Here is a 16,342-nt window from a genome sequence, read left to right as displayed (position 1 = left end):
TTATGAATAATATATTTGAAATCTTAAATCAAGCTCAAAAGGCTAGTCAAATAGCTATTGATCAGCAGGGGAGGATGCCTTACCCAACTTTGGCGATAGTTACCAATAATAAGGATGACCAAAATAAGCGCAGGATAAAAGTCTCCTTTCCATCATCTCCTTCTTTAGAAAGTGATTGGATTAGAAGACTTGTTTTTGCCCCTGAAGTAGATGCTAACTTACCACCTATTAACTCAACAGTATTAATTTTATTTGTAGATGGTTTAGAGTCCAATGCCTATTACCTTCCTATAATTAATGACACTAACCCACCTAAAGACAAAGAAGATATTGTTAATGATTATTACTCCTCCATTCCTGGAAGTAAAAATGTTTCAGTAAATGGGACTGATACTTTAAATGTAAGTGGGGAAGTGGTTATTAACTCTGAAAAAAGTGTAACTTCTGCAGCTACAGAAGATGTTAAAGCTTACTCTAAAAGAAACATTTTTATGCAAGCTTTACAGGCAATTACTTTAAGTGCAGCTCAATATGTACTTCTACAAGCAGGTACTTGGGCATTTAAGTTATACAGTAACGGAACAAGTGAAATGAGTGGTGGGGTATTAACTATTAATTGCGGTGGATTTGGAATTTCCTTCACTAACTGTTCCACTATGTCAATTAATGGTAAGCAGATTGCTACAGTTGATGCTACTGACTCCAGAGGCGATCATATCACAACAAAAGGTTGGTGATGGGACATTTATCTATAATAGATAACAGAAAATTATGATAACTCAAGGTATTAACTTTCCTCTTACTATTGACCCAGTGAGAGGAAATCTTGTTGTGACTAGTGAAGCTGATTTAATCAAAGGACATATCCTTAGCTGGCTTCAAACTGAAATTAATGAAAGAGTAATGGTTCCTAATTATGGGAGAACTGACTCTTTATTTACTAGCATTTCAAATATTAATCTTATCACTTCTGAATTTAAAACAGGGTTAGAAAAATATATTCCTGATGCTGAATTTGAAGTTGATGGAACAATCAATGACCAAGGTGAAGCTGTAATCTTAGTGTATTGGTCGTATGGAGAACTTGAACAAAATCCTATAAAAATAACTATTTAAATTATGGCTGACATTATTCTAGATTCCATTCTACTCGATCCAAAAAATGAAACAGACTTAGTAGAACAGGCTAAATTAAAGGTCTATAATGCCTCTGGGGGACTATTAAATGATTTCACTGAGAATTCCCCTATTGCAGCTTTAATTCAAGGTCAAGCTTTTGCTGGGGCTGAATTACTTTACTATGTAAATCAATTACCTTTAGCTTTAGTAATTGACTTTCTTAAAATTACTGGGGTTACACGCAGTTCTGGAACCAAAGCTAAAACCACCTTAACTTTTAGTATTAGCTCTCCTCAAAGTGTTATATTCACAATCCCTGAAGGGTTTGAAGTAGTTGACAGTCAAGGTAAACTTTCATTCTTCACTGACGCGCCTCTAGTAATTCCTGCTGGATTAGTTTCAGGTAGTGTAACTGCTACTGCTGAGGAAGTAGGTTCTGAGTACAACATCGCAGCATACTCTATTACTGGAATAACTCAACCGTTAACTTACCTTGCTGGTGTCACTAATATTGAAGCTGCATCAGGTGGCTCAGATTTAGAAAGTCAGGCTTCTGCTATTAACAGAGCGCTTACTCAAATTAGACTTAGAAACTTAGTAAGCGTCACTGATTATGAACAGGCTGCTGAAGCTTTATTAGGTGAAGGTTCAGTATGCAAAGCTATAGGTTTACTCGCTGGTGATAAAACCACAAGAGAATTAGGAGCAGTTCATTTATTTCTTCTAAACTCAAATGGTGAACCTGCAAATGATGCTCAAATTACTTATGTTAAATCTGAATTAGCAAAGAGAATTCAGTTAGGCACATCCCTTTATGCTAGTCCTATTGAACTATTACCTATTGTTGCAGAATTACAATATAATTTATCTCCTGGTGTAGACCCAGAAGAAGCCTTTGATATTTTATGGGAAGCGTACCAAGATTATTTAAATCCTAGTTATTATCCATTAAGTAAAGATATATTATTTTTTGAAGTTGGTTATGCCTTAAGGAACACAGGCGTAATTGTAGATGGAGGCACCCTCAGTATAAATGGAACTCCTTCAAATATTCCTATACCTAATGACTATACATTACCTTACCCTTATTCTCTATTCATGCAATTAGTAGATAAAAATGGTGTAGTGTATGAAGCTTTGAGGGGGGAAGGTGAATCTTTCTCTGAGTCTGGGGGATTTGTATAATGCAAACTTCTGAATCCTGGGCTACTAATAAACCTATATATAGTAGATTACCTGAGTGCTACCAGACTAATGAAATTACTGAATGGATTACAGGTTATTTTGATGAGTTATTAGTAGAAACTAAAGCAAAAGTTGATGACCTACCCAGGCAGCTAAATCCTCTCCTTTGCGACCCAGAATGGTTAGATTTCCTAGCACCCTTAACTGGTTTTACAGGAGATTATTGGGATAAAACCTGGGCAACCCAAACTAAAAGATTATTGATATCTAATTCATACACTAATATATGGCCTAATAAAGGATCTAAAGAGGTATTAAGTCTAGTATTAGATTGTTTTGATATAAGACACTTAATCACTTCCAGAGGTAATTTTATCATAGGAACTTCTGCTGTTGGAGATCCATTAGGAACTAGTGCTTGGGAATATATTATCTACTTACCTAATGCATATAAATATGGAGATAAATTTAAATTAACCCAAAAGCTTAATTCCTTATATGGGCCATGTTGGTGCAGTACTGAAATTATATTTAATGACGACTATATTCCTTAATTTTAAATAATATAAATAAATGACCCAAATTCTAGGAACATTAAAAGATTCTGCTGGAAATGGTATTACAGGTAAACTTATTGTTGTATTAGCTGGTAGCTTAATTGACGACTCTACCAATCCAGATACAATCTATCTACCTCAATCATATACATTTACTATAACGGCAGGTGCCCTTGATATAATACTGCCACAATCTGAAACTTCAAGAATTACTTATAATTTTCAATTCTTTAAAACTAATACAGATGGATCGTTAATTGAGCCAGCGTTAATTAATTTTAATGCTCTAGTTCCTAATGTTAGCCCAGTTCAATTTGCATCACTAGTACCTACTGGAATTACAAATGATGTTTTAGATACAGGGGCTTTACGTACTGCTAGGCTTATAGCTAGTACCCCTGCACTTGCTCAGTCAATTGGGGGTCCTTTTCCTCAAGGTGCTTACAATCCCTCTACTACATATAAGTTCAGAGATTTAGTAACTTACCTGAATAGAACTTACATCTCCAAAGACCTAAATCCTATCACAGGAGTAGTACCAACTAATACAACTAGCTGGATGGTTATACCTGTTGAGCCTAATGGTTCACTAATCCTAGCTGATGATACCCCTTATAGTTCTGCTTGGAATGGCTCAGGTAAATCTGCTTCACAAGATGCTGTATATGATGAAATAGAGTCTGTTAAGAGTACTGTTTATACAAAAGCAAATTTAGTTTCTCCCATCTTTTCAGGGGACGTAATTGTACCAAATCAAACATTAGGTGATGCTTCAACAAAAGCAGCTAACACTAATTTTGTTGCAGCAGGTTTGGCACTTAAAGCTAATTTAGCTTCGCCTACTTTTACTGGTACTGTTATTGCCCCAACCCCCACTATTAATGATAAAAGTACTAAGGTAGCTACAACTAGTTTTGTTAGCTCTCAAACTGATAGATATTTTAAAGTTATATTAACAAGTGATTTAATAACTAGTAGTGACTCTGTTATTAGTTGGTCAGCAGTAAATTATATTGCAAACTGTAGTTTTTCTACTACTTATTTTATCGTACCAGAAGACGGTATATATCTGTTTGGAGGTAGTCTCTACTTGTATAATTCAAACTCCTCAACAAGATCATTAGGAGCATTCTTACAAATTAATGGTGTTGATACAATCCGCATTTGTGAGATTCCATTAGGTGCGTCATCTGGTCAACTTACCCCAATATGCCCAATACAACTGAAGTTAACAGCTAGTCAACAAATAAGGCTGAAGATAACTAATTTTGGATCAGGCACCTCATATAAACTTTTTGGAGATCCAGGGGTTACAAATTGGTGGGGTCAAAAAGTAGCTTCTTTCTAAATATTACAAATTATTACTAATTAAAATATAATGAGACCTATTTTACAAAACGGGCAGGTTTTTACTGCTGAAATTGCCAATGCAATGGGCAACCCTATAGCAGATGGTGGTGATTTTATTGGTCATGGTCCAAAGATTTTAGATGACTATTTAGATGACACTCCAGGTCAAATTAAATCAAATTTTTATACTTTTTATAATCGCCTAAAAGTTAGCCATACTTCTGGGTTAACTTTTTCTTATTTAGGTGGAATAGTTTTATTAGCTGATGGCACTTTAGTTAGTATTAGCCCTGGCTCAATTAATTTACCAGATAATGTTACCAGATATATATATGTTGGTTCTGATGGAACTATTCAATCTTCATCTGTTTTACCTAATGAAAGTTTTCCTATGGCTAAAGTTACCACAGCTTCAGGGACACTTTCAGGTAACATAATTGACTTACGAAATAAATTAGTTGATAGAATTAGTCCTGCTAATATTCCTGTTACTCAGTTAATTCCTCCTGGGGCATCAATGGAGTTTTCTGGTTCAACATTACCTTCAGGTTGGTTATGGGAAGATGGTGCTTATTATGCCCCTAGTGCATACCCAGCCCTATTTGCTGCTATTGGTTACACTCATGGGCAGTCTGGTTCTGATTTTAGAGTACCAGATAGCAGAGGTAGAGTAGCTATTGGTGCTGGTTCAGGAGCAGGATTGACTAATCGCACCTTGGGACAAATAGGAGGATTAGAGGGTGTTACTTTGAACCTAGCCCAAACTCCCAGTCACATTCATGGAATTAATGACTCTGGGCACTCTCACTCTGTAAATGAAGCTGCCCACTCACATGGATTAAGTGACCCAGGACATGTTCATGGTGTAGCTGACCCAGGACATTTTCACGCTACTTATGCTAACACCACAGATGGTAATTCAGACCAAAGAGACCAAACAGACGGATTTCTTAGTAAAGCAAACGTCGCTATAACTGGGGAAGATGTTGGGGGTAAAGGATATATAACCACAAATTTAAATGGTGTACAATTAGTATCAACTAGTGGTTCAAATATAGGTATCTATGCTTCAGGTACAGGTATCGGTATTAATGGTAATAAAACTAATGTTAGCCTAAACGCTGCCACTTCTGGTATTACTATTAGTGCCCAAGGTGGTAATGGTTCACATGAAAATATGCAACCCTGGTTAGCAAAGAATAAGATTATTAAATATTAAAAATCTAAGGTTCACTTTAAATGAATAAAGTGAACCTTTTTATTCATAAAATAAATATGCCAACTCAAAGAATTATTAAATCTACATTTATTGGGCTAAATAATGAACCTCTAAGAAATGCTGTTGTTCAAGTAATTCACATGCAGGGTAATACTATTGACAATATAGAATATCCTCAAGTTACTAAAAACTTTGTTACCGATAGAGAAGGTAAAATTAAATTTACTCTCTGGTGTAATGAAGAAGGTGAACGCTCATCTTTTTATAGGTTTGTATTACCAGGTGGAGAGACTTTTGATGCCATTATACCTGTAGGAACCTCTGACTTAGAACTCTCTGTACTGCGTGAAGGCGGGACAGATACTTCTGATCCTAAACATCAATCTTTAATAACTTATATATTAAATGAAATTGGGATCAATTTAGCAACTAATACTCTGGCTGGTAGAGTTAAAACTAATACTACTTCTAGTGACCCAGTTGTTTATCTCAAGTCTGAAGTAGACAACCTTTTAAGCCCTAAAGCTAATCAGTCTACCACTTACACTAAAGCTCAAACAGATGGTTTAGTAAATCCTAAAGCCAATTCTAGTGATGTTTATACTAAATCACAAACTGATAGTTTGATAGCGCCCAAAGCTAACGCTACTGATGTCTATAATAAAACTCAGGTTGACAATTTAGTAACCCCTAAAGCTAACTCTAGTGATGTTTATACTAAAGCTCAAACAGATGCCCTTATAGGGGGCGTGACAGTTGATCTTAGCGGATATTATACTAAGACTCAAACTGATGGTTTAGTAGCCCCTAAAGCCAATTCTAGTGACGTTACAGCAGCTTTATCTTTGAAGGCTAATAGTAGTGATGTAGCTACTTCTTTAGCTACTAAAGCTAATCAGTCTACTACCTATACAAAAGTAGAAGTTGATGGATTAGTAGCTCCTAAAGCTAACTCTGTTGACATATACACTAAGGGTCAAACTGATACTTTAATCTCAAGTGCTACTGCTACTTTAAATTCTCACACTACTAATACTTCAAACCCTCACTCTGTAACTGCTAGTCAAGTTGGGGCAATTCCTACTAGAGATAAAGGAGTTGCTTTAGGGGTAGCTACTTTGGATAGCGGGGGCAAGATTCCTGATACTCAAATACCTGATGCAATCACAAGGGATGCTGAACTTACTGCGGGTTTAGCTACCAAAGCTGATAGCTCAACCACTTATACCAAAACAGAAACTAATACTCTTCTAACGGCTAAAGCTAATCAAAGTACAACTTATACAAAAGTAGAAGTTGATACTTTACTAACTCCTAAAGCTGATACATCTACAACTTATTCTAAAACTCAAACTGACACCTTACTAACTGCTAAAGCTAATCAGTCTTCTACTTACACTAAAACTGAAGTTGATGGATTAGTAAATCCTAAAGCTAATTCTACTGATGTCTACACAAAAACTCAGACTGATACTTTAATTAATGCTAGACCTGATGCTTTAAATGAATTAACTGATACCACTATTACTACTCCTTCTAATGGACAAGCTCTTATTTATAATAATACAACTTCTAAGTGGGAAAATCAAAATTTACCAGTTGGTAGTATTGGGATATCAGTTAATATTAGTTCCGTGAGTTATGACTCACAAAATAGAGTTAGTAGTTACATTATTAACGGAACCAATTATGTAATTACATATAATACTTTGACGACTGTAATTGTAGGTGGGAGTAAAACACGCACCATTACTTATAACTCCACTGGGCAATTAGTAAGCGACATAACAATTTAATAATATGACTAAAAGATTTATTAATACTTTTGTAGGCTCTAATGGAACCACATTTGAAGCTTACAATACTGATGTAACTGCTGATACTGATTGGGCAGCTAGTGCTAATACTACAGCTAGTATCATTTACAATAACTCATTACGTCGCCCTTCTACTCAAAGTACTGTAAGTCATAGAGTAAACTTTTTTACTACCCCATTAAATACTTCTCAAACTCCTAACGTTAATAACTATGAAGTGACTGTTGATATTAGTTTAGTTGGTTATACTACCACTACTTCTAATGTAGGGGTGATAGCTAGAGCTTCTGATACTAATAATAATGGTTACTTCTTTCGTTATAGACCTAACACAGGGTATCAATTATTTAAACAAACTAGTGGATCTTCTACTCAGTTAGGTACCACTAATACTACTGACTTAAATCCTACAGGGATGTCTTTTAGTTCTCCTTTACGTAGGAGATTAAGATTATCTGTAGTAGGGTCAAGTATTAATTGTTATGTTGATACTTATAATAATGGAACTGGTCAGTGGACTGTTGGTACTACACCGTTAATCACTACAACTGATGCTACTTACACCACAGGTAAGTTTGGTTTGTGGTTTGTTTCAGCAGCTACTGATTCAACCACTCCTACAGATGGATTTATAGTTAATGAATACTATATAGATGATTTATATGTTGTTGTAGCTAATGCCCCTACTGGGTTAACTGCGAGTAACATAACTCCTACTACTTTTGATTTGTCTTGGACTGCCCCAAGTAGTTTTGGTGATTACACTTTAACTAACTACGTTGTAGAAAAGACTTCAATTGGAGGTTCTAGTTGGTCTACCGTAGGGACTCCGACAACTACTTCCCTAACTGGAATTACCTTAGACCCCAGTGGAAATGATGTAAGAGTTAGAGCTATTACTGGTGGAGGCTATATAGGTGCTAACTCAAGTACTTTAACAGTCCCTAATAATAGTATCCCTGGGGCTGTTTCTAGTTTTACAGCTAGTAACGTTACCTCTACTGCAGCTACGCTTAATTGGACTGCTCCTAGTACTGGGACAGTTTTAAGCTATAAAGTTGAGTCTAGTGATTTAACTGGAAATGATAACTCAATAGTAGGTTCATGGAGTGCGATCGCTGGTAGCCCATTTAGTGCTGCCACTTTAACAGCAAGTGTGACTTTATCAGCAGGAGTAGGTAATGCCTTTAGAATTATCCCCGTAGGTAGTGGAGGAGATGGTACTTCAACTATTATTAAAATCTCTCGACCTAATCAGGTAGTTGGTTTTGGTAGTTCTGGAGTCACCTTAACTACGGTGAATTTGGCATGGACAGCAGCTACAGCTAACAATACACCTGTTACTGGCTACATTGTAGAATCTACTACCATTGGTGGATCTAGCTGGGCTGCGATCGCTGGTAGTCCTTTCACTGGCACAAGTGTAACTGCAACTGCCTTAAGTGGATCAGGTAATGATTTCAGAGTAAGAGCAACCAGTGTAATAGGGGCAAGTGCAAACGCTACTACTATTTCAGTAACTCCTACTAATGGAACTCCAGGGGCACCTACATCTCTAGCCCTTAGGGTCATTCACCCCCGCTAGAACTGATTCACCACTTAACCTAAGTTATTTTACTTTTACTGATACTGTAAATAACAAGTGCCATCTACAATGGGCAGCCCCTGCTTCTAGTGGTTCAGGTGGCGCAATTACAAGTTATTTAATTGAAAGTAGTGCTAATGGTTCTACTGGGTGGACTACTGTTGTCAACACAGGGAATAATAACCTGGTAGCATATAATATTCCAAAAACCACTGGTACTTTGTATTTTAGAGTAAGTGCTATGAATGCCTCAGGTATTGGAACACCTTCTAATGTTTTGACTGTGGCAGGTTCTACTTCAACTTGTGAAGGTACAATGGTGCGCCAAAATGGGGTATGGACATTCTTTACACACCCTAGAGCAGTTAGCTATCGCGGTAATACATATATTGGGTGGGTTAGTAATGCTGGTATTGTTGGCATTACAAAAGTAAATAACACTACTAAAGAATCTACTCATTTTGAATTAGAAGATGTATCTACTTATGTTGTTCAAAATGGGGGAGCAGAGATAGATGACCATGATAATGCAGCAGTGTTTATTAGACCTGATGGTAGGATAACTTGCTTTTATGGAGCACATAATGATCCAGGTGGAATGCGATCGCGCACCACATTATACCCAGAAGATATCACACAATGGTCAACAGCAATTTTAAGTAGCCCTGCTAATACAGGTTCTTCTCCTAATGTTAACCTACCCACCTGTTATAGCAACCCAAGGTTATTAGAAGATGCTGGGATGATGCTGTATCATTTCCGCACAGGTTCCCCACCTAATGCCCCTCACGCTATTAGATTTGTAAATACTCAAGATACACCAACAGCAGCAGCTTCTTATGGGGTGGGCTTACCTTTAATCCAAAGTACACAAGCACCTTGGTCAACTCAACGCCCCTATGTGCAGTCTGTAGTAAATGGTAAAAATCGTGTAGATTTCTTCTTTACTGATGGGCATCCTGGAGATTCCGGTACTAATGGTGATGGAAATGGAACTTCCCTTTATCACTTCTATGTGTCTTGGGATAAAACATTAAATAAAGCTAGATACTATACCTCTGCTGGAGTAGAAATAGTTAACCCATCAGCTACAGGTAGTCAAATTCCAAGCTTACCAATCAGACCTAAGATATCTGGTGGTGGTAGCGACCCCACTCTTGTGTGGAATGGAGTCAACATTAGGTCATGGGGCTGGGATATTGTAATAGGTTTTGATGGAAATCCTTGTGTACTGTTTACGACTTATGATAATGGGTCAGGAAGCTTTGGCTATACCAATCAACGCTATATGTTTTCTAGGTGGAATGGTACTGCTTGGACCACAGCAGTAGATATAACTGGAGCTAATGTGGTTCCTTCTGCTAAGACTACAGTTAGAGGAGTAGCTGTTTCCTCCCCAGGTATGGGTACTAATGGTGTAAATGGTTTTAATTTAGATGAACCTTGCTATACAGGTGGCTGCTGCTTTGATGCTAATAATCCTAATATTGTTTACCTGGTTAATACTGTAGTTCAGAATCCATCTAACAATTCTGCTTTATCCTCTACAGACCCCACTGGTATAAGGGAACTACAAGAGTGGCAGACAAATGATAATGGATTAACCTGGTCAAAGGTTAGAGACATTACTACAAACTCTTTACCTAATATTATTAATGGTCGCCCTTATAGCCCTAAAAACCATGATGGTAAGATAGCTGTTGTATGGTGGAGAGGCCCTTACTCTGGTTGGGTTAGATGTTTTAACACTAACTTATGGTGCGCTCCGTCCTCAGAAAGCTTAACCACCCCTACTGGACTTGCTCCTCTTAGTGGAAAGATGGCTCTTAGTCGCAGAGGTCAACTAATACCTTATACCTTTTAATCAACTATTGGCTTCCTTAATTGGAAGCCTAACTTTTTTTGTAAATTTATAAAATTATCATAATAATATGTCAGAGCAAATTAATTATTCTACTGTTAATTCTAATACCCCTTCAAAGATAAATGAGGCAACTTTTACTCCTGTTCCTGAAGCTCCCACAGCTAAAACTTATATCAAAATTAATCCAGATACTGAATCTAAAATAGTTGACCAAATATTGACACAATCTTTAGGAGTGGGGCTGGGGATGGTGCTGACTATATTAGGCTTAGTTTTGCTGGCTAAATGGATGGGAGTAAATAAACTTATTGTTAAATGGGTTGAGAAGCTAGAAAGTGATGCGGAATCCTTCAGATCCCTTGCTAATTCTGTTCAAAATATGTCTGGAGATACTAAAGCAAATCACGGTACTTATGTAGCTGACCACAATAAAATTATTGATGAGGTTAGGGAAGTTAGAGAAATTGCAAAAGAAATCTTAATCAAAGTGAATAAACCATAAGCTAAATTTATTGATTGAAAGGAAATAAAAAGAGAAGGTTTGTGGATGACCTTCCCTGTTTAAATTATTTAATTTTCTAGGCAGCTTTTAGTGAGGCAGCAGAGAGATAAGTAGTTTCTATTTCCCTAGCCTGTAGTAGTTGAAGATTGAAGGCTGCTTCTACAGCTTTCATAGGTTCACAATCCCTACCATCTATAAGTCTTGTCGCTAGATTTTCACAGCACTCTAAATCCCTTAAATCAGTGAGAGATAGGAAATCTCTAGGGTTATCTGCACCCAAGATTTCTTTCAGCTTTTTAGCATTGTGATTGAATAGTAGTTTGTAAAGTTTGTCTGTAGCATTCTTGTAAAGCCACTGACCCCTTAGAAGTCTTGCTCAGGTTATGTCTGGTGATGTAATCAGAGATAGCCTCTGTTAAAGTCCTTCTAGTGACTATGGTGGAAGCTCTCAATTGTTGATGCTTCTTATCAGCAGATGTATATCCGGTGATTCCTTGAATGTAAACTCTAATCCCCATAGCTGAGGTGGCAACCAAGTATTTGATGGCTTCTGAATTACCCTGCATAGCATAGTGAGCTATTACAGCAGCGCAAACTAAATCTTTAACAATGGTTGCATTATTCTTAGATGACTTAGTTGTAAGTGTTAAATCCACACCTATAAAGGGTTCTAGCGATTTTGAAGGTGCCTTAGTTGTAAGTGATTTTAGTAATTTATTTACAGCCTGCTGACTAACCCCAGCACATCTAGCTAAACCTGATTCTGACATACCACTTTCACCTGTGGATTTATCAGTATAGAATTCAATATTATCTTGAGTTTCCTTAATTAGATTAGACATAAAATGATAATTAATAATTTTATTTATACTACAATTGTATCAAATTAAATTATTAATTGCCTCTAAATAAGGGTATTAATTAGGTAGATTATTTAATGGATAGGGTTGCTTAGTGAGTTTAAATAATTTATTTCTGCCAACACCTCTGACCACTTAATTAATATATCATCAGCAATTCCAGGAATTATGTTATAGGTAGCATGTATTAATAAAAGAGGAACATAATTTTTTTCTTCAATAGTAAGTTGAATAGGAGAGTCCCTTGCAGTTAAACAACCAATTGCTTTACAAGTAAACTCAATTCCTGTTTTTTTATAAAACGGATACGGAGAAGGACTTGTTTTATAAGCATTTACACACCATAAGCCAAATTCATAAAATATTTTCCATCTCTCATTACGGAACTGTTCTGCTAATTGATTAAACTTATCCCTTGCAATAGTATCTCCCCCCTCCTCTAAAATAAAACTATAATATGCTTCCTTATATAAACTAGTTGTTTGATATACACTAGTTTTATTTACTAAAAACTCATCTGTGTTCAATTTTTCTTCTATTGTATCCCGAAGATTTTCGTACTTTTGCACACTCATGTTATGAAAAAAACTTTCTACAGAGGCTAGATAATAACTCATGGTTACTGTCTCTTATTAATAGTTTGATTGAATAAGATTAGTAAATCTGTTGCTAGGGTTTTGAACAGTTTTCTAAGTTGTATCAAGTTTACTCAGTGAAAACTTTAGTGTCAATATTTACTCAGGGTTTTACATAACTTAATAAAGTCTCCTTTCAGAAAATGGCATAAAATGGCATACTTGACTGAAGGAGATATTAGTTAGTTAGCTGAAACTATTGCTCTATTTGACTGGGCGATACTGGATTTGAACCAGTGACCCCATCCGTGTGAAGGATGTGCGCTACCACTGTGCTAATCGCCCAAGACCTTTTATATTACCATAACTTATTAAAGAGCGACGTAAATTGAAATGCTACGCCTACGCAATTGACGTTATTCTTCATCGTTCCCGTATGTAACGCAAGGACTGTCAATGATGAGTGTTGGCTCAAATGAATTGCAGAAAATGACGCTAGAACAATTAACCCCAAATTCGTCAGGATGAATGCACGTTATCGCTTCTTCCACTAAGGTATGGAAAGCACAATCATTGCAGATAGTCTGACATTTATCCATTAAGTATAAATTTTGTAATGGTATTGCGATCGCACTTCTATTAGTTAAATGAGAACAAGTAGAGACAAAATCAAATGTTTAAATCGCGTAGAGCCAGACGAATTTGCTCGGCTCGTCTGCGGTTGACACCGAGATCGGACTTTCCCACGCGAGATGCCGATCGCAGATGAATTACTGACTCATTAGGAGGTAAATAAAACTCTACATCATCAACAAATTTGAAGATACGGCTTTTAGAAAGAGCGTGGATGTAATTATCTGTTTGTTCTACAATTTCTGTACGCGGAACAACACTGATAACTTTTAGTAAGATTTCTCTAGCTGCATTACGGTCTACATGGTAAGGAATCGGGTCGATGGCGTGTTTTTCATCTGGGTTTTGACTAACAACACAATTGTCTGAAGCCGGACAAGAACTAAGATGACCATTATCAACTCCCAAACTAGAAGCAGCCCAAGTTGCCCCAGGAAGTATTAAACTACTAATCAAAGTTAAAAGTATTGCAAAAGCGACATTCCGTAAGAATCGCTGCCGGAATGCTGTTAGCAGACGGGACATGAGAAATTTACTCCTTTTGTGCGGTTATTTTGAGTGACTACTGCGAATTGCTGGTTCGCTCTACAGATTACCATCTATCCAGCGGCACTCTGAGTTTGGGCAATCGCAATTGCCAATAAGGGAATCAAGCCAAAAAAGTGACCAATAATTCAGATTTCCATTGACTACGAACCCAAAATCATTAGCAGGGGTTGCGATCGCATTCCCTGGTGATTCCAGCTTTGATTCGCTTGAATTGGCTGGTATCGGCTTTGTTGTGGCCAATGTTAGAAAGTTTGATGGTTGTAGATGAACATAGGAATAATCCAGCCTTACAGTAACGGGTTTTTAGAAGTTGTACCAGAGAGCGATTATTGGCAGATTGCAGCTATACACATCAATGGCCAAGCCTACTGTCCTACTCCTCAGCTTTATCGTTCAGAAAAAGTGGCATTAGCAAAAGCAACACAAATTTATGATTGGATAGCTGACCACGAACACCAAATCAGTGATGAGGCTTACTACTGCTCTGAATTGAAACTCATCCTATGGCAGCAACCAAAAGTATCTTAGTACAGCATTTCATTAATTCGTACCGAATTAAATTGGCAATACACGACAATGTTAATGCATAGGCTTGTATTGTTAATGCGGTGGCCGCCTTGTTAATGCATGGGCTTGTATTGTTAATGCGGCGGCCGCCTTGTTAATGCATGGGCTTGTATTGTTAATGCGGCGGCCGCCTTGTTAATGCATGGGCTTGTATTGTTAATGCGGTGGCCGCCTTGTTAATGCATGGGCTTGTATTGTTAATGCGGTGGCCGCCTTGTTAATGCATGGGCTTGTATTGTTAATGCGGTGGCCGCCTTGTTAATGCATGGGTTTGCATTAAAAACGCTACGCTTTTAAGCAAAGCTGTACTTAGTTAACCAGGCAGATTGCTTGCCTTGGGCAAATCTGATACTAGTTTCGTATTAATGTTTCAGAGTAAAGCTATAGTCCCTGCCGCAAATGTGGGGATTTTACAAAGAAAGGCAGAAGGCAGTCCCGCCCGCTTGAGAAATTCATGTTAAGTCGAAGTAGCTAGGATCTTGGTGCAGGGGTCACTGAAGATTCATTTCTTTAGTTTATCTAAAGTCGCATCTAAGTTATCAAATTACCTTTCTAAGATAGAAGCAGCAACTATAAGTTGCTACAGATGACTAAAACCCAATTAACAGCTAGTTGCTGCGGAGAACATAAAAATGACTAAAGCGCCGGAATCTTTAGACTTATCTGCCTACGATGCTACAGACAGAGCTTTAGATCGTGACTGTACAACTTTATCGCGTCACGTCCTCCAACAACTTCAGAGTTTTTCGCCAGATGCACAGGATTTAAGTGCGCTGATGAATCGCATCGCCCTGGCTGGAAAACTGGTGGCTCGTCGGATGAGTCGCGCTGGTTTAATGGAAGGCGTTCTCGGATTTACTGGAGAAGTTAATGTCCAAGGCGAATCCGTCAAAAAGATGGATGTTTATGCCAATGATGTATTTATCTCAGTGTTTAAGCAAAGCGGCTTAGTCTGTCGCCTCGCGTCTGAGGAAATGGAAAATCCTTACTACATCCCGGAAAATTGTCCCATTGGGCGCTATACCCTGCTGTATGACCCAATTGATGGCTCATCCAACACTGATAATAATCTCAGCTTAGGTTCCATTTTCGCCATTCGCCAACAAGAAGGAACTGATAGCGATGGTAAGGCAACTGACCTACTCGCCAACGGACGTAAGCAACTCGCTGCCGGATACATCCTGTATGGGCCCTGCACGATGCTGGTTTATACTATAGGTAAGGGCGTTCATTCCTTTGTTCTCGATCCCAGCTTAGGAGAGTTTATTCTCACAGAAGAAAATATTCGCATTCCTAACCACGGGGTCTGTTTACAGCGTGAATGAAGGTAACTTCTGGCAGTGGGAAGAATCAATTCGAGAATACATTCGCTACGTTCATCGCACAGAAGGCTACAGCGCTCGTTATAGCGGCGCAATGGTGAGCGACATCCATAGAATTTTGGTTCAAGGCGGCGTGTTTCTCTACCCAGGCACAATTCAAAATCCAGAAGGAAAATTACGCTTGCTTTATGAAACGGCTCCTCTCGCCTTTTTGATTGAGCAAGCAGGCGGCCGTGCTACTACAGGACTAGTAAATATTTTGGATGTGGTGCCAAAAAAACTGCATCAGCGCACGCCTTTAATCATTGGTAGCAAAGAGGATGTAGCCAAGGTAGAGTCTTTTATTCAAAACGGACACTAGAAGACAATTCGTAATTCGTAATTACTGTTACGTAAGGATTTTAGACGTTTGATAAGAGTGACTTATTTTCTTTGTGCTGTACTCTTTGGCATTAATTAAAAGTTAATCATGGTGATTTAGGATTAGGAATGCAGAATAGCACTTCTTGAAGATGTATTAAAGATTATCTCAGCTGGCCGATGCAATAAGTGATTGGCAACGCCACAATTCAAAAGTAAGCATCAAATTTTGATCGGTTTTGTCAACTTACTTAGAAACATCACTATACAGGAGTGAA

At 37.6% G+C, this 16,342-nt stretch carries 15 protein-coding genes, 1 tRNA gene and 1 pseudogene; 13 read left to right on the top strand and 4 right to left on the bottom strand.

Annotation, left to right across the window (positions count from 1 at the left end):
- Positions 1-2 precede the first annotated feature (2 nt).
- The 10 genes from NSTCB13_RS12705 to NSTCB13_RS12660 all read left to right on the top strand — a co-directional run bounded on the left by NSTCB13_RS12705 (position 3) and on the right by NSTCB13_RS12660 (position 11,198).
- Positions 3-737, top strand: a complete 735-nt coding sequence (locus NSTCB13_RS12705; RefSeq protein ID WP_448272579.1) for a phage baseplate assembly protein V — start codon at positions 3-5, stop codon at positions 735-737.
- Between the two features lie 34 nt (positions 738-771).
- A complete protein-coding gene (locus NSTCB13_RS12700; RefSeq protein ID WP_448272578.1) occupies positions 772-1,116 on the top strand; it encodes a hypothetical protein in 345 nt (114 codons plus the stop codon).
- 3 nt (positions 1,117-1,119) lie between these two features.
- Positions 1,120-2,304, top strand: coding sequence for a baseplate J/gp47 family protein (locus NSTCB13_RS12695; RefSeq protein WP_448272577.1), 1,185 nt, complete (start codon positions 1,120-1,122; stop codon positions 2,302-2,304).
- On the top strand, positions 2,304-2,858 hold the full coding sequence (locus NSTCB13_RS12690; protein WP_448272576.1) for a phage tail protein: 555 nt from the start codon (positions 2,304-2,306) through the stop codon (positions 2,856-2,858). The genes NSTCB13_RS12695 and NSTCB13_RS12690 overlap by 1 nt, the downstream gene beginning before the upstream one ends.
- A 19-nt stretch (positions 2,859-2,877) precedes the next feature.
- Positions 2,878-4,209: a hypothetical protein gene (locus tag NSTCB13_RS12685; RefSeq protein WP_448272575.1), complete on the top strand. Its 1,332-nt coding sequence runs from the start codon at positions 2,878-2,880 to the stop codon at positions 4,207-4,209.
- Between the two features lie 30 nt (positions 4,210-4,239).
- On the top strand, positions 4,240-5,430 hold the full coding sequence (locus NSTCB13_RS12680) for a phage tail protein (protein ID WP_448272574.1): 1,191 nt from the start codon (positions 4,240-4,242) through the stop codon (positions 5,428-5,430).
- Positions 5,431-5,486: 56 nt separating this feature from the next.
- Positions 5,487-7,226 (top strand): hypothetical protein, encoded by a 1,740-nt coding sequence (locus NSTCB13_RS12675; RefSeq protein WP_448272573.1) that lies wholly within the window; start codon positions 5,487-5,489, stop codon positions 7,224-7,226.
- Positions 7,227-7,230: 4 nt separating this feature from the next.
- Entirely contained in the window at positions 7,231-8,832 is a 1,602-nt protein-coding gene (locus tag NSTCB13_RS12670; protein WP_448272572.1) for a fibronectin type III domain-containing protein, read from the top strand.
- Positions 8,833-9,073: 241 nt separating this feature from the next.
- Positions 9,074-10,696, top strand: coding sequence for a BNR-4 repeat-containing protein (locus tag NSTCB13_RS12665; protein ID WP_448272571.1), 1,623 nt, complete (start codon positions 9,074-9,076; stop codon positions 10,694-10,696).
- A gap of 67 nt (positions 10,697-10,763) precedes the next feature.
- Positions 10,764-11,198, top strand: a complete 435-nt coding sequence (locus tag NSTCB13_RS12660) for a hypothetical protein (RefSeq protein ID WP_448272570.1) — start codon at positions 10,764-10,766, stop codon at positions 11,196-11,198.
- A 296-nt stretch (positions 11,199-11,494) separates the two neighbouring features.
- Here NSTCB13_RS12660 and NSTCB13_RS12655 read toward each other — a convergent pair whose 3' ends face one another.
- From NSTCB13_RS12655 to NSTCB13_RS12640, 4 genes are all read right to left on the bottom strand, one after another.
- Complete coding sequence (locus tag NSTCB13_RS12655) at positions 11,495-12,040, bottom strand: hypothetical protein (RefSeq protein ID WP_448272569.1); 546 nt, start codon at positions 12,038-12,040, stop codon at positions 11,495-11,497.
- A 92-nt stretch (positions 12,041-12,132) separates the two neighbouring features.
- Positions 12,133-12,675 (bottom strand): hypothetical protein, encoded by a 543-nt coding sequence (locus NSTCB13_RS12650; protein WP_448272568.1) that lies wholly within the window; start codon positions 12,673-12,675, stop codon positions 12,133-12,135.
- A 231-nt stretch (positions 12,676-12,906) separates the two neighbouring features.
- Positions 12,907-12,978, bottom strand: a tRNA-Val gene (locus NSTCB13_RS12645).
- Between the two features lie 324 nt (positions 12,979-13,302).
- Positions 13,303-13,791, bottom strand: a complete 489-nt coding sequence (locus NSTCB13_RS12640; RefSeq protein WP_448272567.1) for a DUF1499 domain-containing protein — start codon at positions 13,789-13,791, stop codon at positions 13,303-13,305.
- Positions 13,792-13,951: 160 nt separating this feature from the next.
- Between NSTCB13_RS12640 and NSTCB13_RS12635 the strand changes: the two genes are divergently transcribed.
- The 3 genes and pseudogenes from NSTCB13_RS12635 (at position 13,952) to fbp (ending at position 16,065) form a co-directional block, all read left to right on the top strand.
- Positions 13,952-14,083: a hypothetical protein gene (locus tag NSTCB13_RS12635; RefSeq protein ID WP_448272566.1), complete on the top strand. Its 132-nt coding sequence runs from the start codon at positions 13,952-13,954 to the stop codon at positions 14,081-14,083.
- Positions 14,080-14,343 carry a hypothetical protein gene (locus tag NSTCB13_RS12630; RefSeq protein ID WP_322674816.1) on the top strand — a complete coding sequence of 88 codons (264 nt, stop codon included), beginning with the start codon at positions 14,080-14,082 and terminating at the stop codon, positions 14,341-14,343. The genes NSTCB13_RS12635 and NSTCB13_RS12630 overlap by 4 nt, the downstream gene beginning before the upstream one ends.
- Before the next feature lie 671 nt (positions 14,344-15,014).
- A pseudogene (fbp, locus tag NSTCB13_RS12625) lies at positions 15,015-16,065 on the top strand (class 1 fructose-bisphosphatase).
- Positions 16,066-16,342 lie beyond the last annotated feature (277 nt).

The sequence above is a fragment of the Nostoc sp. DSM 114160 genome (assembly GCF_053470305.1).
Note: the sequence above shows the minus strand (reverse complement) of the source record. Positions and strands in the feature narration are given on the sequence as shown.

Coding starts and splice junctions, on each gene's coding strand:
- NSTCB13_RS12705 (WP_448272579.1), top strand. CDS start 3: ATGAATAATATATTTGAAATCTTAAATCAAGCTCAAAAGGCTAGTCAA.
- NSTCB13_RS12700 (WP_448272578.1), top strand. CDS start 772: ATGATAACTCAAGGTATTAACTTTCCTCTTACTATTGACCCAGTGAGA.
- NSTCB13_RS12695 (WP_448272577.1), top strand. CDS start 1,120: ATGGCTGACATTATTCTAGATTCCATTCTACTCGATCCAAAAAATGAA.
- NSTCB13_RS12690 (WP_448272576.1), top strand. CDS start 2,304: ATGCAAACTTCTGAATCCTGGGCTACTAATAAACCTATATATAGTAGA.
- NSTCB13_RS12685 (WP_448272575.1), top strand. CDS start 2,878: ATGACCCAAATTCTAGGAACATTAAAAGATTCTGCTGGAAATGGTATT.
- NSTCB13_RS12680 (WP_448272574.1), top strand. CDS start 4,240: ATGAGACCTATTTTACAAAACGGGCAGGTTTTTACTGCTGAAATTGCC.
- NSTCB13_RS12675 (WP_448272573.1), top strand. CDS start 5,487: ATGCCAACTCAAAGAATTATTAAATCTACATTTATTGGGCTAAATAAT.
- NSTCB13_RS12670 (WP_448272572.1), top strand. CDS start 7,231: ATGACTAAAAGATTTATTAATACTTTTGTAGGCTCTAATGGAACCACA.
- NSTCB13_RS12665 (WP_448272571.1), top strand. CDS start 9,074: ATGAATGCCTCAGGTATTGGAACACCTTCTAATGTTTTGACTGTGGCA.
- NSTCB13_RS12660 (WP_448272570.1), top strand. CDS start 10,764: ATGTCAGAGCAAATTAATTATTCTACTGTTAATTCTAATACCCCTTCA.
- NSTCB13_RS12655 (WP_448272569.1), bottom strand. CDS start 12,040: ATGTCTAATCTAATTAAGGAAACTCAAGATAATATTGAATTCTATACT.
- NSTCB13_RS12650 (WP_448272568.1), bottom strand. CDS start 12,675: ATGAGTTATTATCTAGCCTCTGTAGAAAGTTTTTTTCATAACATGAGT.
- NSTCB13_RS12640 (WP_448272567.1), bottom strand. CDS start 13,791: ATGTCCCGTCTGCTAACAGCATTCCGGCAGCGATTCTTACGGAATGTC.
- NSTCB13_RS12630 (WP_322674816.1), top strand. CDS start 14,080: ATGAACATAGGAATAATCCAGCCTTACAGTAACGGGTTTTTAGAAGTT.